The following is a 26,988-nucleotide window of genomic DNA, read 5'->3' as shown; positions in this document are numbered from 1 at the left end:
AGGTCGATCCTCAGGGTCTGTTGACGCTTGGCATCGCAACGCGGTTCGTCACCAAACGTCAACAGACCCTGGCGGTGGCCTGAAAAAATGCCCGTGCGCGAGGATCACAGGCATAAGCAACGTTGATGCGCTGCCAGTCATGAGCCTTGCCGGTCGGACTGAACGCCGTTGGGCAAGACAGCAGGACACCGAAGCGCCGTGCCTGAGTTCGCACCTGAGCGTAGTCAGACTTGCGCGACCGTGCCCAGATGAACAGGCCGCCCGCCGGTTTGCCGAAAACCTCCCACTCCGCGTCTTCGAGCACCTGCAAGGCCGCTTCCCTGCCAGTGCTTAAACGCTGGCGCTGACGCTGCACCAATTTGCGATAGGCACCACTGGCCAACAGGCAAGCCAGCACCGACTCGCTAAACCGCGAAGCCCCCATGCTGCTGATCATCTTGACCTGCGCCAGTCGCGAAATCACATCGGCACTGGCCACTACAAAGCCGACCCGCAACGAACTGCTGAGGGTTTTGGAGTAGCTGCTGACGTAGATCACGTTGTCATCGATGCCCAGCGCCGCAAGGCGTGTGCCGGGACCGCTGTGAAAATCCGCATAGACGTCGTCTTCGATCACCAGCACGCCATGGTTTTTGGCCAGTTGCAGGACCTTCTGAGCCACCCCCGGGGTCAAACTGCTGCCGGTGGGGTTGTGATAAAAGCTGTTGATGAACAAGCCACGGGGTTTGTACTTCAACAACAATGCCTCGAGTGCTTCGGTATCGGGCCCGCGAGGGGTTCGTGGCACCTCAATCATGCTGACCCCGTGCAGCCTGAGCAGCTCGAACAGCATCGAATAACCGGGACTCTCCACCACCACGCAATCGCCCGGTTTGAATAGAGTACGCACAATCAGATCGAGCCCATGACTGGCCCCCGCCGTGGTCAGGATTCGGCTTTCATTCACCTCGATACTCAGCTGCTTCAACCGTTTGAGGATCTGCTGGCGCAAAGCAGGCAAGCCCAGTGGCGTGCTGTAGTTGAACAACCCGGCCATGTCGGTGCGGCTGACCTGGCGTATGGCGTAGCTCAGGTCGTCAGTCTCGCGCCAGCTTTCGGGTAATCCGCCGCAACCCAGTTTCAGTTCGTCGACGAGGCCGCTCTGCTGCTCAACCCCTTCGGACCAGGGAAAATCCCGTTGCCCCTGAGCGGTCAGCGCCGTAGCCGCGACAAAGAAACCCGCGCCGTTGCGCGTCGCCAGTACACCTTGAGCCACAAGCCGTTCACAGGCCTCGACGACACTGGACTGACTGAGCAGATTGATTCGCGCGATTTGCCGCACGGAAGGCAAACGCGTTCCCGGCGATACCTCGTCGCAACGGAGCCAGTCGGCCAGTGCGTCGACGATTTGCTGCACGACAGGCACCAATGCCTGTCGATCGATTCTCAACTCCATGAGCAAGCAAACTCCTGTCAGTTTTGCGGAAAACAGTTAATCACAGGAGCGCTCCGGGGGATGTGCGACAACGCCGCCAAAACCCTCGGTTCTAACCATTTGAAACACAATGACCGGCGTATTCAGGGAGCCGGTGCCGATCGATAAGCCGTAATGCGATCTGTAGCAGCTGCCGAAGGCTGCGTTCGGCTGCGAAGCAGTCGTAAAATCAGTACTTGCGGTGCGTCAGGCAGACCGCGTCGACCGGAGTCACGACTGCTTCGCAGCCGAACGCAGCCTCGCGGGCTCGGCAGCTGCTACAAAGAGTTTCATCGCGAACTGGAACATTAAAACGCCGTAACCCCACCATCCACCGCCAGCGAATGACCAGTGGTGAATGCCGCGCCGTCACTGCACAGGTACAGCACCGCGCTGGCAATTTCTTCGACTTTGCCAATACGCCCGACCGGGTGCATGGCGTTGGCGAACTCGCCCTTTTTCGGGTCCGCTTCATAGGCTCGACGGAACATGTCGGTGTCGATCACCGCCGGGCACACCGCATTCACGCGAATCTTTTTCTTGGCGTATTCGATGGCCGCCGATTTGGTCAGGCCGATCACCGCGTGTTTCGAGGCGGCGTAGATGCTCATTTTCGGCGCAGCGCCCAGGCCGGCCACCGAAGCGGTGTTGACGATCGCGCCGCCACCCTGGGCCAGCAGCAACGGCAACTGATACTTCATGCACAGCCAGACGCCTTTGACGTTGACGCCCATGATCGCGTCGAACTCATCGATCGTGCCGTCGGCCAGTTTGCCTTTCTCGATTTCGATACCGGCGTTGTTGAAGGCATAGTCGAGACGGCCGTAGGTATTCACGACCTCGTCCATCAGATTTTTTACATCGCTTTCCACAGTGACATTGCAGCGCACGAAAGTCGCTTCACCGCCCGCGGTGCGAATCAGCGCCACAGTGCCTTCACCACCGGCCGCGTCCAGATCGGCGACCACCACCTTCAAACCTTCAGCGGCGAACGCCAAAGCGGTCGCGCGGCCAATACCATTGGCCGCGCCTGTTACAACGGCGACCTGGCCGGAAAACGTCATGCTCATTGTTATGTCCTCGGAGGGAAGAATGCGGGGGATCGCGTGTGCCCAGTCTAGTCATAGGGGCGTATGGCACGGCAGCACTATCAGAAGGCCGGTTGGGCACCCATGAGTTGCAGTGATAGAACCGGCGCCGTGACTATCACTGCACTGGATCGATGTGCATTCGCAGCGTCAGCCAACCTTGCAGCATCGCCAATGAAGGTCTATCAACAAGACTTCATTCATCTTGAGTGCCTGTCATGACTACCCAGACCAATCGCCAGTTCCTGCTCGCCAAACGCCCCGTAGGGGCAGCCACCCGTGAGACGTTCACGTATCAAGAAGTACCGGTCGGCGAGCCGGCGGCGGGTCAGATCCTGGTCAAGAACGAATACCTGTCCCTGGACCCGGCCATGCGTGGCTGGATGAACGAGGGCAAGTCCTACATCCCTCCGGTCGGCATTGGCGAAGTCATGCGTGCATTGGGTGTAGGCAAAGTCATCGCCTCGAACAATCCGGGTTTCGCCGTGGGGGACTACGTCAACGGCGCCCTCGGCGTGCAGGATTACTTCCTCGGCGAACCACGAGGTTTCTATAAAGTCGATCCGACACTGGCACCGCTGCCGCGCTATTTATCCGCGCTGGGCATGACCGGGATGACCGCCTACTTCGCCCTGCTCGATGTCGGTGCGCCGAAAGCCGGCGACACCGTAGTGTTGTCGGGCGCGGCCGGTGCGGTGGGCAGCATTGCCGGGCAGATTGCCAAGATCAAAGGTTGCCGGGTGATCGGCATTGCCGGCGGCGCGGATAAGTGCAAGTTCCTGATCGACGAGCTGGGTTTTGACGGTGCCATCGACTACAAAAACGAAGACGTGCAGGCCGGCCTCAAGCGCGAATGCCCGAAAGGCGTCGACGTGTATTTCGATAACGTCGGCGGCGATATTCTCGATGCCGTGTTGAGCCGCCTGAACATGAAGGCGCGGGTGGTGATTTGCGGCGCCATCAGCCAGTACAACAACAAGGAAGCGGTCAAAGGCCCGGCCAACTACCTGGCGCTGCTGGTCAACCGCGCGCGGATGGAAGGCTTTGTGGTGATGGACTACGCCGCGCAGTTCGGCGCTGCCGGGCAGGAAATGGCCGGCTGGATGGCCAAGGGGCAGCTCAAGAGCAAAGAAGATATTGTCGAAGGACTGGAAACATTCCCGGAGACGCTGATGAAATTGTTCAGCGGCGAGAATTTCGGGAAGTTGGTTTTGAAGGTTTAACGTATCACCTGACGACAACAAAACCTTGTGGGAGCGGGCTTGCCCGCGATGAGGGCGTGTCAGTCAACATCAATGTTGTCTGATACACCGCTATCGCGGGCAAGCCCGCTCCCTCAGGTTTAGTGGCGTTTAAGCGAGCTCTGCGACCACGGCCGCCAACGCCTTCGCCGGATCCGCCGCCTGGCTGATCGGACGGCCGATCACCAGGTAATCGGAACCAGCCTCCAGCGCCTGACGCGGGGTCAGGATGCGGCGTTGATCGTCCTGGGCGCTGCCCGCCGGGCGAATCCCCGGGGTCACCAGTTGCAGCGACGGGTGAGCGGTTTTCAGGGCCCGGGCTTCCAGGGCCGAGCAGACCAGACCGTCCATCCCGGCTTTTTCCGCCAGCGCGGCCAGGCGCAGCACCTGCTCCTGTGGCTCGATGTCCAGGCCGATACCCGCCAGATCCTCACGCTCCATGCTGGTCAGCACGGTCACGCCGATCAACAGCGGTTTCGGGCCGCTGCGCTGATCGAGCACTTCACGGCAGGCAGCCATCATGCGCAGACCACCGGAGCAGTGCACGTTGACCATCCACACGCCCATTTCCGCGGCGGCCTTGACGGCCATGGCGGTGGTGTTCGGAATGTCGTGGAACTTGAGGTCCAGGAACACTTCGAAGCCTTTGTCGCGCAGGGTGCCGACGATTTCCGAGGCGCAACTGGTGAACAGTTCTTTACCGACTTTGACCCGGCACAGCTTCGGGTCCAATTGATCGGCCAGCTTCAGTGCGGCGTCACGGGTAGGGAAATCCAGGGCGACGATGATAGGCGTCTGGCAGGCGGACATGAGTGGGCTCTCAGGCAAGTCGAAATCGGCGCGCATTGTAGCGGAACCAGCGCCGCTGCGGGACCCGATGATCGGTAATTCGTCGTCGCGGTCAAGACAAGACTAGCTACTGCAGCAATTGTGTCGAGTTCGGTACATACATGACACGCCCACAACACCCTTCAACGCTACCCTCGGCAGCCGCAACAGGTCCTACAGCACTTCCCGCCTCACGGCCGGACGCCTATGCTGAAGCCACAACCTCGCAGCCTATCTTTGTGGTTGGCAGCCTATCTGGCAGATGAACGCACGCATGCACAACTCCCCAGCACCTCAGAACGACGATCAAAAAGCGCCGGCCGACGATAAACGCTGGAGCATTCGCGCCCTGATCGTAGACGATGACGTCCCGATCCGTGAATTAATGATCGACTACCTGGCCCGGTTCAGTATCCACGCCAGCGGCGTCACCGATGGCGCCGCCATGCGTCAGGCCCTGCAAGCCGAGCATTTCGACGTGGTGGTGCTCGACCTGATGCTGCCGGGCGAAGACGGTTTGTCGCTGTGCCGCTGGTTGCGCGCCGAATCGGACATCCCGATCCTGATGCTCACCGCCCGCTGCGAACCCACCGACCGGATCATCGGCCTGGAACTGGGTGCCGACGACTACATGGCCAAGCCATTCGAGCCGCGAGAGCTAGTCGCACGGATTCAGACCATTCTGCGTCGGGTGCGCGATGATCGTACCGAACAGCGTGCGAATATTCGCTTCGACACCTGGCGCCTCAACAGCGTGCTGCGCCAGTTGATCGCCGCCGATGGCCTGGTGGTGCCGTTGTCCAACGCCGAATTCCGTTTGCTCTGGGTGTTCATCGAACGTCCGCGCCGGGTACTCAGCCGCGAACAACTACTGGACGCCGCCCGTGGTCGCTCGATCGAAGCGTTTGATCGCAGCATCGACTTGCTCGTCTCGCGCCTGCGCCAGAAACTCGGTGACGACCCGAAAGCCCCACAACTGATCAAGACCGTTCGCGGCGAGGGTTATCTGTTCGACGCACGAGACATCGGCTGATGCGTGCGCGCTTCGATACGCTGTTCGGCCGCCTGTTTGGCGTGCTGCTGCTGGCGATCGTACTGGCGCACCTGTTGGCGTTCCTCTGGTTCAAGCATTACGGTCCACCGCCTCCCCCTCCTCCGCCGTCGGAGTTTTCCGAGCGCTTCGACGGACAACGCCCACCATCGGACCCGCGCTTCGGCAACCGGCCGCCACGGCCTTGGTTTGGCGGGCCGCTGGTGCCGCTGACCTTTCAGTTTGTCTCGCTGATCATCGCCGCCTGGTACGGCGCCAAGCTGCTGACCCGTCCGATTCAACGCCTGAGCGACGCCGCCGAGCGCCTGAGTGAAAATCTCGACAGTCCACCGCTGGATGAGTCCGGCCCACGGGAAGCGCGGCAAGCGGCCCACACCTTCAATTTGATGCAGCAACGCATTCTTGAACAAATGCAGCAGCGCTCGCGGATGCTTGGCGCGGTGTCCCATGACCTGCGCACGCCGCTGTCGCGACTCAAGCTGCGACTGGAGAAGATCGACGACGACAAGCTGCAAGGCCAGATGCGTCAGGACTTGGACGACATGATCAGCATGCTCGATTCCACCCTCACCTACCTGCACGAACAGCGCACCAGCGAAGCGCCACAATGGATGGACGTGCAGGCGTTGGTGGAATCCCTGAGTGAAAACGCCCAGGACCAGGGTTCCAACGTCCAGGCCAGCGGCCATTGCGCCCCGTTGCAGGTTCAGCCGATGGCCTTGCGCTCGTGCATCAATAACCTGCTCGACAACGCCCTGCGTTATGCCGGGGACGCGCTGATCACGCTTGAGGACAGCCGCGAGGAGCTGGTGATCCGGGTCATCGACCATGGCCCGGGTATCGCAGCGGATAAACGTGAAGCGGTGTTCGAACCGTTCTTTCGCCTGGAAGGTTCACGTAATCGCAACTCCGGCGGCGTCGGCCTGGGCATGACCATCGCCCGGGAAGCAGCGGAGCGTCTGGGCGGGCAGTTGAGCCTGGAAGAGACCTCCGGTGGAGGCCTGACGGCGGTCATCCGCCTACCCCGCCTCTAAGTCACAACGACTCTCCTGTGGGAGCGGGCTTGCCCGCGATAGCAGTCTGACAGCCAACATCGATGTTGAATGTGCCGGCCTCATCGCGGGCAAGCCCGCTCCCACAGGATCTGAGCCCGGCCAATTACTTGTGTGTACCAATCGGTACAAACCTCACATACCCACGACAACTCACCCCTTGAGGCTGCATGAGCCGGTGCACTCACCGGTTTTCCCATTCCAAGGAGTGAGCACAATGATCGGTAGTGTCAGCAACTACACGAGCTATACCAGCACCAGCAGCACCTCCACCAACAGCGCCCGCAGCCAGCAATTCCAGAAAGAACTGCTCGCCAAACTCGACAGCAACAGCGACGGCGCGGTGGATCAGGACGAGCTCACGAGCGCCCTGTCGCAGAAAACCGATGACGGTCTGCTGGTCAGCCTGAGCAAAAACTTCAGCGACCTGGACAGCGACGAAAGCGGCAGCCTGAGCAGCGAAGAAATGGCCGCGATGGCCCCTCCGCCGCCGCATGATCAGGCACCGAGCACCGAACTGGCCGACGCGCTGATCAGCGCTCTGGACACAGACGGCGACGGCGCCATCAGCAGCGATGAGCTGAGCAACGGCCTCACCAGCGCCGGCAGCACGGCCGACAGCGCAGAAATCTTCTCGGCCCTGGACAAGAACGAAGACGGCACCGTCAGCCAGGACGAACTCGTCGCCAGCCTGACCCCACCGCCACCGCCACCTCAGCAGATGTCCAGCGAAGAGCTGTTCAGCCAGCTCGATACCGACAGCGACGGCAGTGTCACCGCCACCGAACTGAGCAGCGCCCTGGCCAGCGACAGCACCTCGTCGACCAGCACCGACACCAGCGCCGCATTGCTCAAGATCCTGGATAGCGACAGCAGCGGTGGCGTCAGCAGCGATGAACTGAAAACCGCCCTGCAAACCGGTCGCGAGCAGAACACTGACAGCTCCACCAACCAGTTCAACGTGACCGAAGCCCTGAACAAAATGATCGCCAACCTGAGCAAACAGTACTCGCTCGACAACGTGGCGACCGTGGGCAAATACCTGAACGAGGCGACTTGAGTCGCGATAGATCTCCAAGCCCGGCAAAAAGCCCATTGACCTCCACAGGCTCAATGGGCTTTTTTCGTTGTTTGGGACCCGACGGACCTAACCACTCATCGCTACTATCAGATTTGACAGTAGTCAGCCTCTCCCCCGCGCAGGCGTAATAACAGGTGGGGAAGCACCTGTGGGTACGTATGCGAACGGCCCCCATACATTGGGTGTGGGTCTCAAGTAAAAAAACGCCTCGTCACTACGAGGCGTTTTTTTCAGGGGCTTTAAGCTTGGCACTAATAACTCAAAAGTTATAACGCAACCCCACATTCACCCCATACGGCTGCTCAATATGCTCGCCCTTGCCATAATCAAAATCGGCATGCACCTGGAACGCCTCGGACAGCGCCAGCGCCACCCCCACTCCAAACTGCCCGCGCGTACCGGACAAGTCATTATTAAACACGTTGTTCTCGTTGACCGTGACCCGGTTATTGTTGATGAATTCATGCAGCACCGCTGCACGCACATAGGGTTGAACCACGCGGCCATTGCCCAGGGCGAAGTTGCGGCCAACGGTCATGCCGGCTTCGGCGAGCGCCGAGCGGGTGCGATCGCCGTCGGCGTGCATGCCGTTGTCCAGGTCGTAGTTCTTGCCTTGAATCACGGCAGTCGTCAGTTTGCCGTAGGGTTCGATGAAGTAGTCCTGCTCCAGCTTGATGTGGCGCCCGAACTCCGCTGAAGCGCTGACGCCGTTGCTGGTGTAATCGCCTTTGGCCCGGGTGCCGTCGCTCATGCCGACCTTGGCGTCGTTGTGAAAACGGTTGAACTTGAGCAGAGCGTCGAAGTAATAGCCACTCTCGTCATCCAGCCAGGTCACATAAGGCCCCAGGTAGTAACTCTTGATCGTCCCGGAAGTGCCCTGCTCGATGTTCAGGTCGGAATGGCTGTAACCGGTCATCACACCCGCCAGCCACTGGCTGTCACCCAAGCGCACATCCGCACCGAGGGACAGACCCTGTTGGGTCTGCTGATACGCCACGCCGGAACCGTCGGCGACATTGTATTTGTTGCCGTAAGTGCGCATCCAGAAGCCCGAATCGCCACCGTTGAAGCGCAACTCACCCATCCGGCTGCGCAAGGTCGCGCCCTCGGCGTACAGGATGGTCGCCGGGGCATTGAACAACGCCAACACCGAACGCGCGCCGGGGCTGACGGTTTTGGTGGTCGGGTCCAGGTACCACTCAGTGGCTTCGCCGTTAGAGCGACTGGCCAGTTGGTAGGACCAGGCGCCCAGCGCCACCGGCCCATTGACCAGGGAGAATTGAGCAGGCCCACTGCCGGTACGCACCAGAGTCAACGCCTGAGGCGAAACGGCATCCAGACCGGACGCACTGACCGCCAAGCCGAAATCACCGGTGGCCACTCCGGTTACGTTGAGGAAATCGTGCTCGCCGCTGGCGAAGTTACCTTTCATCATGATCAGGTTGGTGCCCGGATTACCGACCAGCGTCCCGACATTGAGTTGGTAAAACGTATCGGGTTGATCGTCGGGGCCAAACTTGAGATTACCGCCGCCCATGGCCAGCGCACCCACGGTGTCATTGCCGGTCAGCGTCCAGGTCGACCCGCTGTTGATCGTCACGCCGTTGACCTGGTCCAGGCGGCCGGTGAACGTCGAATTGTTTTGCAGGGTGACGGTGGCTGTTGAGGGGTCATCGACCAACACCACATCACCGGTCATGTGGCCCTGATCGAAGGTGAGGTTGGCAGTGCTGTTGCCGTCGATGTTGATGTTGCCTTGCAGGGTGCTGTTGGCGACGGTCATGGTGACGGTCGAGGCGTCCTTCACGTCGAGCAGAATGTTGTTGCCGGCGAGCAGACGGGTATTGTTCAGCACTTGTATCTGTGTGGTCACGCCGGCATCAGCGAGAATCGCCGACCCGGTCTGCCCCTGCACCTGGACATTGCTCAACGACAGATTGGCGCCCCCTCCCACACCTTCTGCGTCAGCCCGCAGTCGAACACCGGTCGCACCACCGGTGATGCTGCCACCTGCGGCCCTGACATCTGCGCCAAACGAGTTCAGACCGATGCCGGTCGGCCCGCTACCGGTCACCTGAGTATCGGTTAATTGAATGAGACTGCCGCCACCGGTTTCGATCCCGGCCGTTATGCCGGTGATCCGGCTGCCGCTGATCACTACGTTCGAACCGGTAGTGGTTCCGCTGACCCGATTGATGAGCATGCCCATTCGGGTTCCGGTCACTGTGGCATCGGTCAGGTTGCCACTGGCATTGGTGATCGAAACCCCGGCATTACCCAGACGTCCGGCATAGGTGCCGCCCACCGCATTGAACTTCGCATCGGTGTTGATCAACACTTCAAAGGTATTCGCACCATTGGAATTCAACACGCCACCATTACGGGCTAGGTAGTTGTCCAGCGGGGTATTTTGATCGATGTCCAGGGTTTGCCCAGATTCGATCGAGGTCAATGCAAACACCAGAGGGCTCGATAACAGGGTTGGGGCCAAGGTCAGCCACACCAGAGACTTTTTGATTCGCTGTAACGGAAACAACTGCAAACACGTTTCCATGATGACTCCTTCTAACTATTGAGCAAGACATGTCCTCTCGCGAGAGGAAGGCATGAAAAATGTGAGCGCAGAGTACAAGGAGAAAAGCGACTTTTCTGTAGGACTTATCTCCAATTTAACGAGAATTAACTCTCACTGAAATATAAAAAAAGGTGGAGAGCATCCTCCACCCCTGAGTGATAATTAACGTTATTCGGCTCGGGTGCCAGAGCAGAAGTTTTGATCCGCATCGATCACAACCACTCTAACCTTATGCTCAACAGAACTATGGGTGCGATCATCAATTGTCGTGGTATAAACAATGGCTCCTTCTCCGTCTGCAATGGTTTTAAGCGCAATATTGAACGGCAGATACACTTCGAATCCGTTTATATGTTCAGTTCCTTGCAATGTTTTTTCGAACAGATAATCATCGACAGGATCACTACCCACTGGAAACTTCGTCCCTGACCATTTAAATTCCAACGTCATTTCAGGTTCAAGTGAGCCACCCCCCTCCACTCTGATAATCGCTGCCTTACCCACCACAGGTATATCCCGTAGCGAACTGCAATCGAGGTACTCACGCCCAATAGGATTGGTATACAGATGCTGAATGACAGGATCTGGAAGCGTCACAGGATGAATATATACATCTACTTCGGTTGGCGGTGACGGATTTTCGTTCTCACCATTTTGAGTGGGATTGGTGATTACAAAACGCGCTGATTTTTTTCCGTTCCCGGTCGCTTCAAATATTGCCGACGGGAGTTTAAACGGAATTTTAAAAGCTGGATCTTCAGTGCCATCTACCGCGTAACGTCCACCCGGAGGAGGTACAACCTTCCCCTCCCACTTCAAGTCGACAATGTCTCCGTCCTTGAATCCCGTATAAATCGTCAGATCGATATCGATTTCATTACCAACATCATCTTCCACCAAGGTGTTATCACCTGTTGAGCCTTTCAACACTAATTCATTCAGGTTCGGGTTACCCAAATCCGGATCCGGTTCGGGGTTGACCGGCCCTGGAATCGTCAGGTTAACGCTGAACGTTTTACCAACCGGTTCCGGAAAGTCCTTACCGTCTCGTACGATGGCATAGGTCACCGCGACATCCTTCGGACCATTACCGCCTTCCGCCACATCCGCGAATGGCACGTCAACAATCACTGGAGAGGTGCCGTCCGTGGGCTTGGGGGGTTGTACGTTGCCATTAAACGTTACCCTGACCTGATCTGTCGGCAATCCATTATCGAAAGTCGGGATAACCACCGCTACATCGGGATGGGCATCATTCAAATCGACCACACCGTCATCGCTCTCCGGCACTTGTGGTGGTTGTAATCCACTGGGCACCGGTGTGAGCTCAACACGAAGGTTGAGCGGCATTGACTCGGGCCCAACATTTCCAACCCGGTCTTTAAACCTGCAGTAACAAATAAAATCACCCTCACCTATTTCAAACCAAGTTTTTGGGATATCTATTCTAATTGGCAAAGTAGAATCTTCAGTAACATTGAAAACACCAACAGGAATAGCAGGAATACTTTTACCATAAAAAAGCTCATATATATCCCCAGCTTTAACATCATCCGGAGGGTCAATAATCATCGTAACAGCATCCAACAAATCCAGAATAGCGCGAGTAATAAGACCATCTACCACCTCAACAGGCGGGGTAGGTTTGTTACCTGGCCGGCCATGATTTGGCGCAACGGTATCGATGAAAAATACGGACGGGTCAGACTCAGTGGAATTACTCGCGTAGAGCACTCTATACTTCAAACGAAATACTCCAGGAGTAGCCGTTTCTGTCCCCGGCAATATCATTTCATAAGTATCAGACACAGGCACCGGAAGCTCTTCCCATGCTGACACCGGAACATCATCCTTTAACAAAACAATGAAAGTATCGCCGTTTTGTGCACCGTCGGGCACCTGTACATCTTCAAGAATCACCTTGCAGGCCTGCCCCTGACGACTCGACTGCAATTTCGCAATATCATCACCGGGTATCGCCGGCAATAAATTCTCTACCACAGGCGCCTTACCGGCCGCACGGCGTAAAGATTGACGCAAGATGGACAACTTTCTCCGAGCCAGTTCTGCTTCCGATAACACATTCATATTGGTCATTATTCGTTCTCCTTTTCAGTAGACGCGTCAAGTCATCTGTCATCAACTGCTGACCATCCATACAGATGCCGGACATTCACTTCACGTGCGAAAACCAGTCAGTTTTCGTTACACAGATCTTTCTCCGGCGAACAAACCTCACCACTGGGCATGGTTCGATTAATGACAACAAACTCCGACTTGGAAACGCCCCTGCCACCATCGTGTTTTTCAAGCTTGTAATAAGCCAGCCCGGAGCCGTTATTCACCATTGGGGCAATCAACCTGTCGTAATCTGCGACGACAATATCGATGTCCTCACCGGGTTGAAGCGTGGTGAGTTCTTTAACAATCTCGTCGTAAGCACCGTCTATGGGATCAGTGCCGTTTAAACCGGCACACCCCTGCCAGACAAGTATCAGCCTGTCGCCCTGTTCGATACGGGGGTCGGCCTTGACTCTGACCGTCACGCCTTCCCAGAGCCGAGGCCTCGAACAACAGTGGAGTACGCCATGCAACCCGCCATGAGGGAACGTGGGTTCCTTCAGGTTCTCGATCCAGATGATTGCCACCTTGACCGGGGTCGGCAGGGACTGCTGTTCATTAACGCCATTGCTGGTGGTGTAGGAAACGGGTAACGCCGGATTCTGTTTATCGGTGTCGATAACTTCCCAGGGAACCGTGAACTCAATGGGCGCGCCGGCCACGTCCCCGACTTTGACGTCGTAGCGTGCGACGGGCCCGGGGTAATTTCCCCAATAAAGTTCAAGCACTTCATCTGGCTTGGGCGCGTTATACAAGTTCAGTAGAACCTTGGCCGGATAACCATGATCCTCTGTCAGCAATGAATTCCTGATGCCGGATTTTTCCCCGTAAACCTCCACGAATGCGAGGTCTTCGTTGGTACGCGCCGGCGCCTTGTCATGATCCTGCCCGGCCAACGTGAGGTCGACGGCCACCGAAATATCCGGTGAAGGCGGCCCATACGCACTGCCTTGTCGAATCTTGTAATAAACCTTCGCCCGCAACGGTCCATCACCTTTGGCGTGCAGCGTCGGCCAAGGTACCGTGGCCGTAATAGGAGCTGCAGGGTCTACTGGAAATTCGGCCAGCGGGGTGTCGTCCCAAAAAATGGCGACCCAATGCCCCGGATCCGCAAAGTCGTACTGATCGATCTCCACTTGCACATCATCACGGGCCTGCTGACGATCGACCAACCCTCTGGGCAGTGGAACCTTGGGCGGTGGCAGCTGGCCTGGGGCGGGGGTCAGGTCTACGTTAATATCCGCAAGATAGGATCTGGGGCCGGTATTCCCGGCCCGATCTCTAAGCGAGTAATACAGGTAACGCTTTCCTTCACCCCAAGGGCGAATTTCATCGGCGTAAACGGTGATCAGCAGTCGTTTATTGTCAATGTCCTCCTGACTGAACTCCTGTTCGCGGATTGGTATTTCGTGGTCGGGCGGCAGCTCTCGATCCGTCCAGAAATACGGCGCACGGTCTCCCGCCATGACGTCGATGTACCAAGGTACATCAACGATCACCTGCCCATGTTCGGTCAAATAGGTCTCGGTAATCGTGCCGTCCAGCTCGGCAGGAAACACCACGGCATCGGGTTTACCGCCGAAGTTGGGCGGTTGGGTGTCAATGGTCAGTTTTTTTCTGGGTGACTCTTTCGGGTTAACCCCTGAAATAGAAACCCTGACCGACACCTCGTAAATGCCGATCGACAAAAGCTCCTGAGGGACAAAGAGCGTTTGCGGAAATCCGATAGGGTCGGCGTTGGGATACCAACGGTCATCGACCCGCCTGAAGGGGGTCCCAACAGGCATGAATCCAAGCTCGACCCAATCCTCCTCGTCTGGTCCTACCCCCTGTTTAAAATCCGTGAACGTAACGGCCAATCGCGCTCCTAGCGCAGACCTTGGCAGCAGCCCGTTCGGATCATCCTGCTCGATGACCGCCGGCACTTTCGGCGGCTCGTCTGTGGCCCCGAAGGATGAAGGCGGTTCCTCGGCAGCAAGCAGGTCGTTAGGTTGATTGGGCGATACCATTGCAAGTCTTCCCTGACGAGGATGCGTGGGCTGCGCGCCTTGAGATTGAATACGCGCTTAACGAGATGGCTTCATTTAATGCCCGCTGTCAGGTACTGGCTACTGTCAGAAATAGCAGGTTTTGCTACCGTTCGTCGGGGATCAGCCGCTCAGGTAAGAATTCAAGGGATCCGTCGGTGAATCGGGTATTGGATAATCTCGACCCGCCGTCCTGACCATTAACTGAGGCCACAGGGGGTCATCGCGAGCCTGCTCGCGATGACGATCCAACAGGCAATGCATCACCGGCGCTCAAGCACGGACAAACAAAAACCCGCTCTCCGGTTTAACCGGGAGGGCGGGTTTTGTCGTTTCAGCCTTCAGTTCACACGGTATCCACCTTCAACGAATGATCATTGAGCATGCCGTTGATGATCGTCGCCGTATCGTGACCACCAACAATCACCCCATCCGCCCCCGGCGTGACGCCGTAGTGGCTGGCCAGGTTCACACCCGCCAGGTCGATGGTCTGGTTCGGCGTGGCGCCGGCCATGGCGCTGACGTCGATGCTGGTGATCACTGACGCGCCACTGCCGCTGACGGTGAAGTGCAGGTAGTCATCCAGCGAAGCCGCGGTGCCGTTTTCGCCTTGCAGCAGTTGCGACAGGTCGAGTTTGTCGGTGCCTGGGGTGAAGTCGGTGATGACGTCGTGGCCGCTGTTGCCTTTGAGCCACTGGAAGGTGTCGGCGCCGCTGCCACCGGTGAGGGTGTTGTTGCCGAGGCCGCCGATCAGGAAGTCATCGCCGCCCCCGCCGTTGAGCACATCGTTACCCAAACCGCCGTTAATGATGTTGCTGTTGTTGTCCCCCATAAGGCTGTCGTTGAAGTTTGAGCCGGTGAGGTTTTCGATGCCGGTCAGAGTGTCAGTGCCCGCGCCAAGGGTGTTTTGCGCGGTAAGCTGGTTCAGGTCGGCGGTGACCCCGGCAGTGGCGTGGGCGTAGCTCGCGGTGTCGTTGCCGGTGCCACCGTCGAGCAGGTCATTGCCCGCGCCGCTGAACAGCAAGTCATTGCCGGCGCCGCCGTGCATTTCGTTGTTGCCGGAACCGGCGGTGAGCACGTCATTGCCGTCGCCGGCATTGATGACGTTGTTGCCCGCGCCCGCCACCAGTACGTCGTCCCCAGAAGTGCCGGTCAGCGTATGGCCATCCTGATAGCTGATGGTCACATTGGCCGAGTCGCTGCCGCCGTGGTTGTCGTTGGCGGTGTAGGTGCCGTGGAAGTCCGGCGTGGCATCGTGGGCTCCGGCGTAGTTGACGGTCATGGTCAGCTGGTAGTTTTCCGCGCCCTTCCCGCTGTTGCCCGGACCGCCGTCGTCGATGTTGGTGATGTGGATCTGGTACGTGCCGTCCGCCGTGGCGGTGATGGTCTGGCCATCGGCGATGGCAATGAAAGCACCGCCGTTGACCGAGTACTCCATGGTGACGTGGCCGGCCGCCAGATTGTGGTCCAGGTTGAGGGTTTCACCCTGTTTGAGGTTGACGGTGATCCGGTCCTCATCATTGGTATTGTTGGCGCTGACCGCCCCCAGCGCCCCGCTGACCACCAACATCGCCGTCATGGCGGCTGTGTTGGCGACGAATGCGCTGCGGGCGATGGTCACTGCCTGGGTGTTATTGGCGGTGAAACTGAAGTTCGGATTGGTGCCGGTAAAGTCCCCGCCCCTGGCCGTCCAGCCAGTGTTGAAGGTGGTCGGCGATGCCGTGAGCGTGTCGCCATTGACGTCGCTGTCGTTGGCCAGCAGCAGTTCGCCCGGCAGCACAATGCTGCCCGACAGCACGTTGGTAATGACGTGGTCATCGACCGCCACCGGCGGCGTGTTCGGAATCACGTTGATCACCAGCGTGGAGCTGGCCAGATCGCCGTCGTTGTCGCTGACGGTGAAGCCGATGTTTTCGGTGATGACCGCGGCCGTGGTTTTCTGCGAGAGGTAGGTGTACTCGCCGGTATCGAGGTTCACCACCAGGGTGCCGCTGTCATTGGTGGCGATGCTCAGGGTGTTGTTGGCGGTGTTGAAGGTGCCGTGGTTGGCGCCGCCGCTGAAGCTCAGCGAACCCTGATTGCTGTTGGCTTTCGGATCATAGGTATAAGTGGTGCCGTCGATCGTGATGGATTTGATGAAGCCACCATCGGCGCCAAATGTACCGCCCTCGCCCAGCAGCGAACCGGTGACCGGCGCGCCTTGCACGGTGCCCGAGAGTACCGAGTTGAGCTGATTGAGGTCGGTCACTATCACGGCGTCGGTGTCGGTGTGCGTGCTGCCGTCATAGGCCACTGGATCGAGGCTGGCGTTACTGACGCCACTGCCCAGGCCAATGGCGTAGTTCTTGATGCCATTGGCGTCGAGGAAGGCTTTGAGCGCGGCCTCGTCCGCGGGGCCGATGTCGCCTTCGTTGGGTTTGCCATCGGAGAAAAAGTAGCCGACGTTCTGCGCTCCGGTGAGTTTGCCCGAGGTGTTGAATGCGGTTTGCATGGTCGCCACGGCTGCGTCGTAGTTGGTGCCGCCGCCCTCCGTCAGCGTAGCGATGATCAACTTGGCGGTCGCCACATCGACCCACACCGAAGTCTGGTCCGTGGCGCTGCTGCTGAAGGTGACGATCTGCACTTTCACGTCGCCCAGATCGTCGTACTTGTCGAGCAATGCGCTGATCGCCTGCTTGGCCAGGTCCAGCCGCGACAGTCCCGATACACCGGAAGGGTCGACCATGCTCCCGGACACGTCGATCACCAGCAGCAGGTTGGAGTCGATCTGCACCGCGGGCACCGAACGGTCCGAGGTGACGGCTTTGGGCACGTCATCGACGATGCTGACCACAAGGGTGCCGGTGGTGCTGTTGCCCACGGCATCGGTGGCGGTGTAGGTGAAGCTTTCGTTCAGGGTGTTCGCGCCGTCGTTGGCGGTGGGCGAAGTTTTCGGCGCCGAGGTCAGGGTGTAGGTGTAGCTGCCGTCGGGGTTGAGAAGGATCTGCCCGTAGGTTCCGGTGGCACTGCCGACCAGGGTGTAAGTGATCGCACCGCTGGCGCCGGTGACCGCACCGACCAGCGTACCGGAGCCGGTTTCACCGGTGTTGCCAGGCTCGCTGCCAGTGACCGTGCCCGCTGCCAGATCCTGGCCGTCTCGGGTCAAATCCAGGGCTTTTTCGTAGACCGTCACGTCGGTATCGGTGACCGTTACGAGGCAGTTGTTGGACACGTCGATGGTCAGGGTGGTGGTGCTTTCATCGCCGTCGGCATCACGCACGGTATAGGTGAACACGTCCGTGGCGCCCGGCTCGCCAACCGAGTTGGGGTTGCTGTGGTACACGGCATTACCGTTGGCATCCAGTGTGAGATAGCCGTAGGTACCGTTGATTTGGCTGTTCAAACCGCCGATGGCCGAAGTCGAGGTGTCGCTGCCGGCGCGCACACCGACCACTGCACCTCCCAATGCCGGGCCGTCAGCACCGAGCACATCGTTGTCCAGCACATTACCGCTGACAGTCCCACCCTCTACCACCGCGACTGAATCGCAGTAAGCAGTCGGCACGTCATCGACGATGTTGATCACGATGGTGCTGGTGACGCTGTTGCCTAAAGAATCGGTGGCCTGATAGGTGAAGCTTTCGCTCAGAGTGTTCGGCCCGTCGTTAGCGTTGGGCGTGGTCGCTGGTGCGGACGTCAAGGTGTAGGTGTAGCTGCCATCCGGATTGAGCAGGATTTGCCCGTAGGTCCCAGTGGTGCTTCCGACCAAGGTGTAAGTGATTGCGCCAATAGCGCCAGTGATGGAGCCGACCAGCGTGCCGGAGGCGGTTTCACCGGTATTGCCCGGCTCGCTACCGGTGACGGTGCCTGCTGCCAGGTCCTGTCCATCCTTGGTCAAATCCAGCGCTTTTTCCTGAACCGTTACGTCGTTATCAGGGACCACCACGAGGGAGCAGTCGGCCACGTTGATGGTAATGGTCGTGGTGCTTTCATCGCCGTCGGCATCGCGCACGGTGTAGGTGAACACATCCGTGGCGCCCGGCGCGCTGACCGAGTTCGGATTGCTGTGGTACACGGTGTTGCCATTGGCATCCAGGGTCAGGTAGCCGTAGGTGCCGTTGATTTGCGTATTCAAACCGCCGATGGCCGAAGTGGATGTGTCGCTGCCGGCGCGCACGCCGACCACTGCACCACCCGATGCAGGGCCGTCAGCGCCGAGCACATCATTGCCCAACACATTGCCGCTGACCGTTCCACCCTCCGCCACCGAGACTGCATCGGCGTGAGCGGTGGGTACGTCATCGACGATGTTGATCACGATGGTACTGGTGACGCTGTTACCCAAGGGATCGGTCGCTTGATAGGTGAAACTTTCGCTCAGGGTATTCGGCCCGTCGTTGGCGTGGGGGATGGTCGTTGGTGCGGAGGTCAGGGTGTAGGTGTAGCTGCCGTCGGGGTTGAGCACGATTTGCCCATAAGTCCCGGTGGCGCTGCCGACCAAGGTGTAAGTGATCGTGCCAGTGGTGCCAGTGACCGAGCCGACCAGCGTACCGGAGCCGGTTTCACCGGTGTTGCCCGGCTCGCTGCCGGTGACCGTGCCTGCCGCCAGATCCTGGCCATCCTGGGTCAAATCCAGCGCTTTTTCGTTAACCGTCACGTCGCTATCGCTGGCCGCAACGAGGGTGCAGTCCGCCACGTTAATGGTGATGGTCGTGGTGCTTTCATCGCCGTCGGCATCACGCACGGTGTAGGTGAACACATCCGTGGCCCCCGGCGCGCTGACCGAGTTCGGGTTGCTGTGGTACACGGCGTTGCCGTTGGCATCCAGAGTCAGGTAGCCATAGGCGCCGTTGATTTGAGTATTCAGGCCACCGATGGCTGAAGTCGAAGTGTCGTTGCCGGCGCGCACGCCAACCACCGCACCACTGAGTGCCGGGCCGTCGGCACCTCCGACGTCATTGTTCAGCACGTTGCCCGAGGCCGTTGCGCCTTCGGCTATCGTCGCTTGATCAGGGTTGGCGGTGGGCAAGTCATCGACGATGTTGACGTTGATCTGACCCAACGCAGTGCTGCCATCGACGTCGGTGGCGACGACATTGAGGTTCTCGGTGATGCTGTTGGTGCCGTCGGCGTTCGGGTGGGTTTCGTTATCCGTCAGGGTGTAGCTGTAGCTGACCACGCCAGTGGTGCTGTCGAAACCGGTGATGGTCAGCGTACTGCCGAGTGGCGTGACGATCGATTGCGGGAAGCCTGCCGCCACGCCACCGGTGACTACCGCAATGCCGCCCACGGTCAGTGTTTGCAAACCGTCGAGGGCGGTGACGGTAAAGGTGCCGCTCTGGGTCAAGGCCGGTGTGTTGGGGCTGGTGCCGTCGCTAAGATTTTTCTCATAAACGTTGAGTTCGCCGCCGTTGACGTTCAGGCCATCGAGAGTCACTGGGTCATCGTTGTTCTGGATATTCAGCACCAGCGTCGCGGTGCTGGTATCGCCATCGGAATCGGTGAGGGTGTAGACGAAACTCTCGGTAGCATTGCCATCACCGTTCAAGGCTTTGAAGTCGGCATCGCTGGTGTTCAGGGTGTAGGTGTACGTGCCGTTGGCATTGAGCACCAAGGTACCGTAAGTCCCGTTGAACGTGCCGCCAATAATTGGCCCGCTGTCGGGACCGGTGGCAATGCGGTCGGCGCCCTGGAGGTCGTTGGGCAGCACGCTGCCGGTCAGGGTCAGCAGGGTTTCCGAGGCGCTATTGGCGTTGGTGTCGTCGATGGCTTTGGGCACATCGTCAGTGATGTTGACGTCCAGCGAACCGGTGGCGGTATCGCCGTTGCTGTCACTCGCGACGACGGTGAACTGTTCGCTGAGGTTGTTGGTGCCGTCGCCAGCCGAGTGGGTTTCGTTGCCGACCAGGGTGTAGCTGTAACTCACCACGCCGGTAGCCGGGTTGTAACCGGTGATCGTCAGGGTGTTGCCCAGTTGCGTGGTGATCGATTGCGGAAAACCGGCGGGCACACCACCACTGATCACGTTGATTCCGCCGATGTTCAGGCTGGTCAGCCCGTCAGCCGCAATGATTGTGAAGGTGCCGTTTTGAATCAGCGCTCCGGGGTTGCTGGCCGAACCGTCCACCAGGTTGGCTTCATTGAGGGTCAGTTCGCCCCCCGCCGCCGACAGGCCGATGAGGGTGACCGGGTTATTCGGCGCACCTGTCCCACCTGCACCACCCGCACCACCCGCACCGTTATCGCCATTGCCCGGATCAGCGTCCCGGCGCGCCAGGGGGAATTCGGGAATGCCGTTGAAGCCCGCAGTGGGGAAACCAATGATCGGATCGACCCGACCCGCCACTTCCTCCAGCAACACAAAACTGTGACCACCGCCCAATCCACCCGGTGCTCCAGATGCGCCCGGCCCGGCAGCGGTGGCTTCACCGGTCTGAGTCGGGTCGGCACCGGCGGCAATGGCTTTTTGCAGTTGCTCGACATCGGTCAGTTGCGCCTGGCTCGGCGTCACCGCCTCAGAGGTCTCCACGTGCGGGACCTGATGCGCCAGTAATTGGTCCGTCATCTGCAGGCTGCTGTCACGCCCCAGGGTCAGTTCCTGGCCATTTTTCAACTGCACCGCCACCGCGCCTTCGGCCCCGGTGACCAGTTGCTCGCCGGCAAACAGCCGATCGCCCTCGACCAAGGTGCGTCGGGTGCCATCACCCGCCACTGCGTACACCTGACCGATGACCTTACTGACGATACCGATGAGCGTTGCCATGTGCATTTCCTCCGCTGCCAACAGCTGTCGGCATCCTGTTTGCGCGAAGAAGTTGCTCATGGTTCAAGCAGGTTGGCCTGGCGGATCGTTTGCCGAGAAAGCGTTTACCTGACGTAAACCACTGCCTCCCGACTCTCTCGCCAGACGTGTCGCTCGCAAGGGGAATTTCTGGATCGGGATAAAACCCTCTGCAATCAATGGCATCGGGGTCCACTTCCAAAATAACCGCCCTGCTAACGATGCGTAACGGTTTTGAATCACTCGAGCGACAAAAATTTGTCGCCCCTAAACCGTCTCGCTTCCCTCCCCTCCAGCACTTCTTCGCTCTGTGTCGAAAAGTGAATTGAACTTTCCTCAAGCCCTTCGATGCTCCTCAGAGCTCATAAACAAAGGCTTTCGCATTGAACAATGTGCTGGATTTTTCAGAGCGCATAAGTTTTTTTCGGCATAAGTCTTATGAGAAATCCTTCTTAGCTTCGCGTCAGGATGTTCTTAGCTCTGTTGTAACAAGCGTGAGACGGTTTCACTTAAAAATAACGTCAAATATTTGGCGACTCACTAAGTACCATCAGGAATCAGGGAGAGGCATCCATGCGCGTTTTAACCCCCCTCTGCAGCGCGATTTTGCTGGCCATGGCCTGCACTTCTCAGGCTCAGGCGATGTCATTGACCGAGGCGATCCAGAGCACCATTGCGACCCACCCGGAACTGGCATCGCGGGTCGACGCCCGGCTCTCGGCCGACGAGCAGATTAAAGTCGCCAAAGGGGGCTTCTATCCATCGGTGGATTTGAACGCCGGCTACGGGCGCGGGTACAGCGATAACACCACCACTCGGGCGCAAGGCAATCACCACACCGAAATCCTCACCTACACCCAATCGGAACTGCGCCTGCGGCAGATGCTGTTCGACGGTTTCAACACCTCCAACGAGGTCGCGCGCACCAAAGGCGTGTCCAACTCGCGAGCCTATTACGCACAGGGCACCGCCCAGGATCTGGCCCTGCGCACCATCGAGGTGTACCTCGAAGTGCTCAAGCGCCGCGAACTGGTGACCCTGGCCAAGAACAACCTGCAAGCGCACATGCGGGTCAACGATCAGATCGGGCTGCGCACCGAACGCGGAGTCGGCAGTAACGCCGACTCCGACCAGTCCACCGCTCGCCGGGCGCTGGCGCAAAACAACCTCGACACCGCCGAAGTCGATCTGGCCGATGCCGAGACGAACTTCTACAGCGTCGTGGGGCGCATGCCCGATGAACTCGAAGCGCCGCCATCGACCCGCGGCGAATTGCCCACCACCCTGCCGGAAGCCCAGCAGAGCATGGTGGAAAACAACCCGTACCTGAAATCCGCCCAGGCCGATGTGCAATCGGCCGAGAGCCAGTACGAAGTATCCAAGTCGCCGTTCTACCCGCGCTTTGACGCTGAAGCGGCGGTGGGCGCGAATAATAATATTCAGGGCGACGAAGGCCACGACAACGAATGGCGAGTGGGTGTGGTGATGAACTACAACCTGTTCCGCGGCGGCAGCGACAAGGCCCGGCTGGCCTCCAATGCGCACCAGATCAACCAGGCGCTGGACATCCGCAACAACGCCCTGCGCCAACTCAACGAGAACATCCACCTGGCCTGGAACGCCATGCTCAACGCCAAGAAACAAACCCCGACCGCCCGTGAATACGCCGAAACCACCACCCGTGTGCGGGCCGCGTATCAGGATCAGTTCGGCCTTGGTCAACGGACCTTGCTCGACTTGCTCGACAGTGAAAATGAGCTCTACAACGCCAACCGCCGCTACACCGAAGTGCGCTACACCGAGGAGTTTTCGATGTACCGCGTACTGGCGAACATGGGTCAGTTGCTGAGCAAACAACGGGTGGTGCTGCCCGCCGATGCGATCGCTTCCACCGAAGTAAAAAACGAAGCGCGTTTACCTGAACTGAAATGAAATAACCCCGTGTAGGAGCTGCCGCAGGCTGCGATCTTTTGATCTTGATCTTGAAAAACAAAATCAAAAGATCGCAGCCTGCGGCAGCTCCTACAGAGAGATGTGTATCCATTGCCGCAGCGCAACGGGAGCGATCAATGTGACCAGCATGGAAACCGGCAACACGGGTGTCGATCCGCGTCTGAGCTTCGATGACCCGCTTCTGGACGGTCTGTTGATCCTCTGCAAACTTCATGGCGCGACGGTCAGTCGCGCCAGCCTGAGTGCCGGGCTGCCAATGGCACACCAACGTTTGAGCCTGGACCTGCTGCCGCGCGCAGCGGCCCGGGCCAGTTTGCAGGCGCGTGTGTTGCGCCGTGAACTGGGGGAAATTTCCGCGCTCAACCTGCCTGTGATGCTGATCCTCAACCATGGCCGCTGCGCAATCTTGCGTCGCTTCGGCGATGACGGGCAGGCGCTGATTCTGCCGAGCGAAGCCGACGGCGGAGAACAATGGGTCAGCACGGACGAGCTGACCGCCAACTACAGCGGCCAGGCCTTGTTCGCCCGGCCGCGGCATGAACTCGAAGACTTGCGTGCGCCGCTGGTGCCACGAGTCGAGGCGTGGTTTCGCGACACGTTGAAGTTGTCGAAGTGGCTGTACAGCGATGCGATTCTGGCGAGTTTTCTGATCAACCTGCTGGGCTTGATGGTGCCGCTGTTTGTGATGCAGACCTACGATCGGGTAGTGCCTAACCAGGCCACTTCAACGTTGTGGGTGCTGTCGATCGGCTTGTTGATTGGCACCGGTTTCGAACTGGTGCTGCGGGTGGTTCGCGCGCACCTGCTGGACACCGCAGGGAAGAAAACCGACGTGATTCTTTCGGCGACCTTGTTCGAACGCATCACCGGCATGGCGATGAAAGCGCGGCCGGCGACTATCGGTGGTTTCGCCCAGAGCATTCACGATTTCCAGGGCCTGCGGGAGTTTCTCACCGCCGTCACGCTGACCAGCCTGATCGACCTGCCCTTCGCGGTGTTGATGTTGGTGGTGATCGGCCTGCTCGGTGGCTGGCTGGTGGTGATTCCGCTGTTGGCATTCCCCATCACGATCATCTTTGCCATGGTGATTCAGGCACGTCTGCGCGACACCGTGCAGAAGAGTCTGAGCCTCGGCGCCGAACGCCAGGCCCTGCTGATCGAAACCCTCGGCGGCCTGGAAACCCTCAAGGCGTGCAGCGCCGAAAGCGAACGCCAACACAAATGGGAAAGCACCCACGGCGCCCTCACCCGCCTCGACAGCCATGCCCGCAACCTCTCGGCGCTGGCCACCAACGGCACGCTGTTCATTCAGCAATTCTCCGGCATGGCGACCATCGTCGCCGGGGTCTACAGCATCATCGCCGGCAACCTCAGCGTTGGTGCGCTGGTGGCGACCTACATGCTCGGCAGCCGCGTGCTCGCGCCGCTGGGGCAAATCGCCGGGCTGATCACTCGTTATCAACAAGCGCAACTGACCATGAAAAGCACCGATGCGCTGATGTCGTTGCCGCAAGAACGTGACGCCAAACAGCGGCCATTGGAGCGCACGCAACTGCAAGGCGCGCTCGACGTCAGCGGCGTGACGTTCCATTACAACGGCCAGAATGCTCCGGCCCTGGCCAACGTCAGCTTCAGCATGAAACCCGGCGAACGGATCGGCATCATCGGCCGCAGCGGCTCGGGCAAAAGCACATTGGCGCGGCTGGTGATGGGGTTCTATGCGCCGGAAGAAGGCCAGTTGCTGCTCGATGGCCTGGACCTGCGACAACTGGACGTCGCCGACCTGCGTCAACAGATCGGCTACGTCGCCCACGACCTGCCATTGCTGGCCGGCAGCCTGCGCGACAACCTGACCCTCGGCGCGCGTTACATCAGCGATGCCCGGATGCTTGAAGTCGCCGAACTGACCGGTGTCACCGAACTGGCTCGCCAACATCCCCAGGGCTTCGACCGGCCGGTGGGTGAACGCGGTCAGTTGCTGTCGGGCGGTCAACGCCAAGCGGTGTTGCTGGCGCGTGCCTTGTTGCTCGACCCGCCGATCATGCTGCTCGACGAGCCCACCAGCGCCATGGACAACAGCAGCGAAGACGTCCTGCGGCAAAAACTCCACGGCTGGATTCAGGGCAAAACCCTGCTGTTGGTCACTCACCGCACCTCAATGCTCAGTCTGGTGGACCGGTTGGTGGTGCTGGATAACGGGCGGATCGTCGCCGACGGCCCGAAAGAAGCGGTCATCGATGCATTGCGCAAGGGCCGTGTCGGCTCTGCGACGGTTTAGGAGTTGCCCATGTCTGATTCATCGTCCGCTTCATCAAAGGACAGAGGCTACTTTGGCAGTTTCAACAAAAGCGCCGAAAGCGAATTCATGCCGGAAACCGCCGGCGCCTCGTTGCAGGATTCGCCGCGCTGGTCGCGGATCACCGTGTGGCTGGCAGCGGCATTGCTGATCACTGCGTTGGTCTGGGCCAAATTCGCCGTGTTGCAGGAAGTCACCACGGGTGAAGGCAAGGCGATTCCGTCGAGCAAGATTCAGGTGATCCAGAACCTGGAGGGCGGCATCGTCACGGAAATCTTCGTGCGCGAAGGGCAAATGGTGAACAAGGGCGACACGTTGCTGCGCCTGGATGACACGCGTTTTCTGTCGAACAAAGGTGAAAGCGAAGCGGACCGCTATGCACTGACCGCGCAGGTCGAACGCCTGTCGGCCGAAGCGGAAGGCCGGCCATTCAAGTTGTCCGCGGAAGTGATCGCCAAGGCGCCGCAAGTGGCCGAGGACGAACGCTCGCTGTATGAACAACGCCAGCGCCGACTGGCCAGCGAACAGCGCACATTGACCGAACAACTTCGGCAGAAAACCCAGGAGTTGGCAGAATTCCGTTCCAAACAGGGCCAGTTCAGTTCCAGCCTGGCACTGCTGCAACAAGAGATGAACATGTCGGCGCCACTGGTGGGCACCGGGGCGGTTTCGCCGGTGGAAATCCTGCGGCTCAAACGCAGCGCGGTGGAGATCCGCGGCTCGCTGAACGCCACGACCCTGGCGATTCCCCGTGCCGAATCAGCGATCAATGAGATCAAAAGCAAGATCGACGAATCCGAACAATCCTTCCGTTCAGACGCGGCGAAAGAGCTGAATGAGAAACGCACCGACCTGTCGAAAATCACCGCCTCGAGCATTGCCATCGACGACCGCGTGACGCGCACCACCGTGGTGTCGCCGGTTCACGGCATTATCAAAATGCTGAAGGTCAACACCATCGGCGGCGTGGTCCAGCCGGGCAACGACATGGTGGAAATCGTGCCGCTGGAAGACAATCTGCTGATCGAAGCCAAGGTCCGCCCTCAAGACGTGGCGTTCCTGCACCCGGGCCAGAAAGCCATGGTCAAGTTCAGCGCTTACGACTACACGATTTACGGGGGGTTGAGTGCGAAGCTGGAGTTGATCGGGGCGGACACTATCACTGATGACAAGGGCAACAGTTTTTATCTGATTCAGGTGCGCACCGACAAGAATCACTTGGGCGGGGATGCGAAACCGCTGCTGATTATTCCGGGGATGGTGGCGACGGTGGACATTATTACCGGGGAGAAAAGCGTGCTGGATTATTTGCTTAAACCGGTGTTGAAAGCGCGGACTGAGGCGATGCGCGAAAGATAGGCTGGACGCGGTCCTGTGGCGAGGGGGCTTGCCCCCGTTCGGCTGCGAAGCAGTCGTAAAACCGATTGATGCGATTTACCTGATACAACGGGGTTGAATGGTT

14 protein-coding genes are annotated in these 26,988 nt (G+C 59.1%); 7 read left to right on the top strand and 7 right to left on the bottom strand.

Going from position 1 to position 26,988, the window contains the following annotated elements; genetic code table 11:
• Positions 1-58: 58 nt before the first annotated feature.
• Positions 59-1,435 (bottom strand): PLP-dependent aminotransferase family protein, encoded by a 1,377-nt coding sequence (locus JFU11_RS11045; protein ID WP_201060621.1) that lies wholly within the window; start codon positions 1,433-1,435, stop codon positions 59-61.
• A gap of 326 nt (positions 1,436-1,761) precedes the next feature.
• A complete protein-coding gene (locus JFU11_RS11040; protein WP_201060620.1) occupies positions 1,762-2,523 on the bottom strand; it encodes an SDR family oxidoreductase in 762 nt (253 codons plus the stop codon).
• Between the two features lie 236 nt (positions 2,524-2,759).
• Between JFU11_RS11040 and JFU11_RS11035 the strand changes: the two genes are divergently transcribed.
• Complete coding sequence (locus JFU11_RS11035) at positions 2,760-3,764, top strand: NADP-dependent oxidoreductase (protein ID WP_201060619.1); 1,005 nt, start codon at positions 2,760-2,762, stop codon at positions 3,762-3,764.
• Positions 3,765-3,893: 129 nt separating this feature from the next.
• Here the strand turns inward: JFU11_RS11035 and pyrF are convergent, their stop codons facing one another.
• A complete protein-coding gene (gene pyrF, locus JFU11_RS11030; protein WP_008011684.1) occupies positions 3,894-4,592 on the bottom strand; it encodes an orotidine-5'-phosphate decarboxylase in 699 nt (232 codons plus the stop codon).
• A 292-nt stretch (positions 4,593-4,884) separates the two neighbouring features.
• Here pyrF and JFU11_RS11025 point away from each other — a divergent pair, with 292 nt between their 5' ends.
• The 3 genes from JFU11_RS11025 (at position 4,885) to xopAW (ending at position 7,773) form a co-directional block, all read left to right on the top strand.
• A complete protein-coding gene (locus JFU11_RS11025; protein WP_052964899.1) occupies positions 4,885-5,643 on the top strand; it encodes a response regulator in 759 nt (252 codons plus the stop codon).
• Positions 5,643-6,695: a HAMP domain-containing sensor histidine kinase gene (locus JFU11_RS11020; RefSeq protein ID WP_201060618.1), complete on the top strand. Its 1,053-nt coding sequence runs from the start codon at positions 5,643-5,645 to the stop codon at positions 6,693-6,695. Before JFU11_RS11025 ends, JFU11_RS11020 begins: the two co-directional genes overlap by 1 nt.
• A gap of 235 nt (positions 6,696-6,930) precedes the next feature.
• A complete protein-coding gene (gene xopAW / locus JFU11_RS11015) occupies positions 6,931-7,773 on the top strand; it encodes a XopAW family type III secretion system calcium-binding effector (protein WP_123723036.1) in 843 nt (280 codons plus the stop codon).
• A gap of 280 nt (positions 7,774-8,053) precedes the next feature.
• Here xopAW and JFU11_RS11010 read toward each other — a convergent pair whose 3' ends face one another.
• The 4 genes from JFU11_RS11010 to JFU11_RS10995 all read right to left on the bottom strand — a co-directional run bounded on the left by JFU11_RS11010 (position 8,054) and on the right by JFU11_RS10995 (position 21,259).
• Positions 8,054-10,348: an autotransporter outer membrane beta-barrel domain-containing protein gene (locus tag JFU11_RS11010; RefSeq protein ID WP_201060617.1), complete on the bottom strand. Its 2,295-nt coding sequence runs from the start codon at positions 10,346-10,348 to the stop codon at positions 8,054-8,056.
• Positions 10,349-10,537: 189 nt separating this feature from the next.
• Positions 10,538-12,466, bottom strand: coding sequence for a hypothetical protein (locus JFU11_RS11005; protein ID WP_201060616.1), 1,929 nt, complete (start codon positions 12,464-12,466; stop codon positions 10,538-10,540).
• Positions 12,467-12,564: 98 nt separating this feature from the next.
• The gene (locus tag JFU11_RS11000) at positions 12,565-14,499 is read right to left on the bottom strand and encodes a hypothetical protein (protein ID WP_201060615.1); all 1,935 of its coding nucleotides are present in this window, start codon (positions 14,497-14,499) and stop codon (positions 12,565-12,567) included.
• A 364-nt stretch (positions 14,500-14,863) separates the two neighbouring features.
• Complete coding sequence (locus JFU11_RS10995; RefSeq protein WP_201060614.1) at positions 14,864-21,259, bottom strand: retention module-containing protein; 6,396 nt, start codon at positions 21,257-21,259, stop codon at positions 14,864-14,866.
• A gap of 591 nt (positions 21,260-21,850) precedes the next feature.
• On the opposite strand from JFU11_RS10995, the gene JFU11_RS10990 reads away from it, so the two are divergent.
• The 3 genes from JFU11_RS10990 (at position 21,851) to JFU11_RS10980 (ending at position 26,885) form a co-directional block, all read left to right on the top strand.
• Positions 21,851-23,209, top strand: coding sequence for a TolC family outer membrane protein (locus JFU11_RS10990; RefSeq protein WP_201060613.1), 1,359 nt, complete (start codon positions 21,851-21,853; stop codon positions 23,207-23,209).
• Positions 23,210-23,348: 139 nt separating this feature from the next.
• Positions 23,349-25,508 carry a type I secretion system permease/ATPase gene (locus tag JFU11_RS10985; RefSeq protein ID WP_201060612.1) on the top strand — a complete coding sequence of 720 codons (2,160 nt, stop codon included), beginning with the start codon at positions 23,349-23,351 and terminating at the stop codon, positions 25,506-25,508.
• 9 nt (positions 25,509-25,517) lie between these two features.
• On the top strand, positions 25,518-26,885 hold the full coding sequence (locus JFU11_RS10980; RefSeq protein ID WP_201060611.1) for an HlyD family type I secretion periplasmic adaptor subunit: 1,368 nt from the start codon (positions 25,518-25,520) through the stop codon (positions 26,883-26,885).
• Positions 26,886-26,988: the final 103 nt, after the last annotated feature.

The organism is Pseudomonas sp. TH37 (genome assembly GCF_016650735.1).
GTDB lineage: Bacteria > Pseudomonadota > Gammaproteobacteria > Pseudomonadales > Pseudomonadaceae > Aquipseudomonas > Aquipseudomonas farris.
This window is presented reverse-complemented; position numbering and strand designations above follow the sequence as displayed.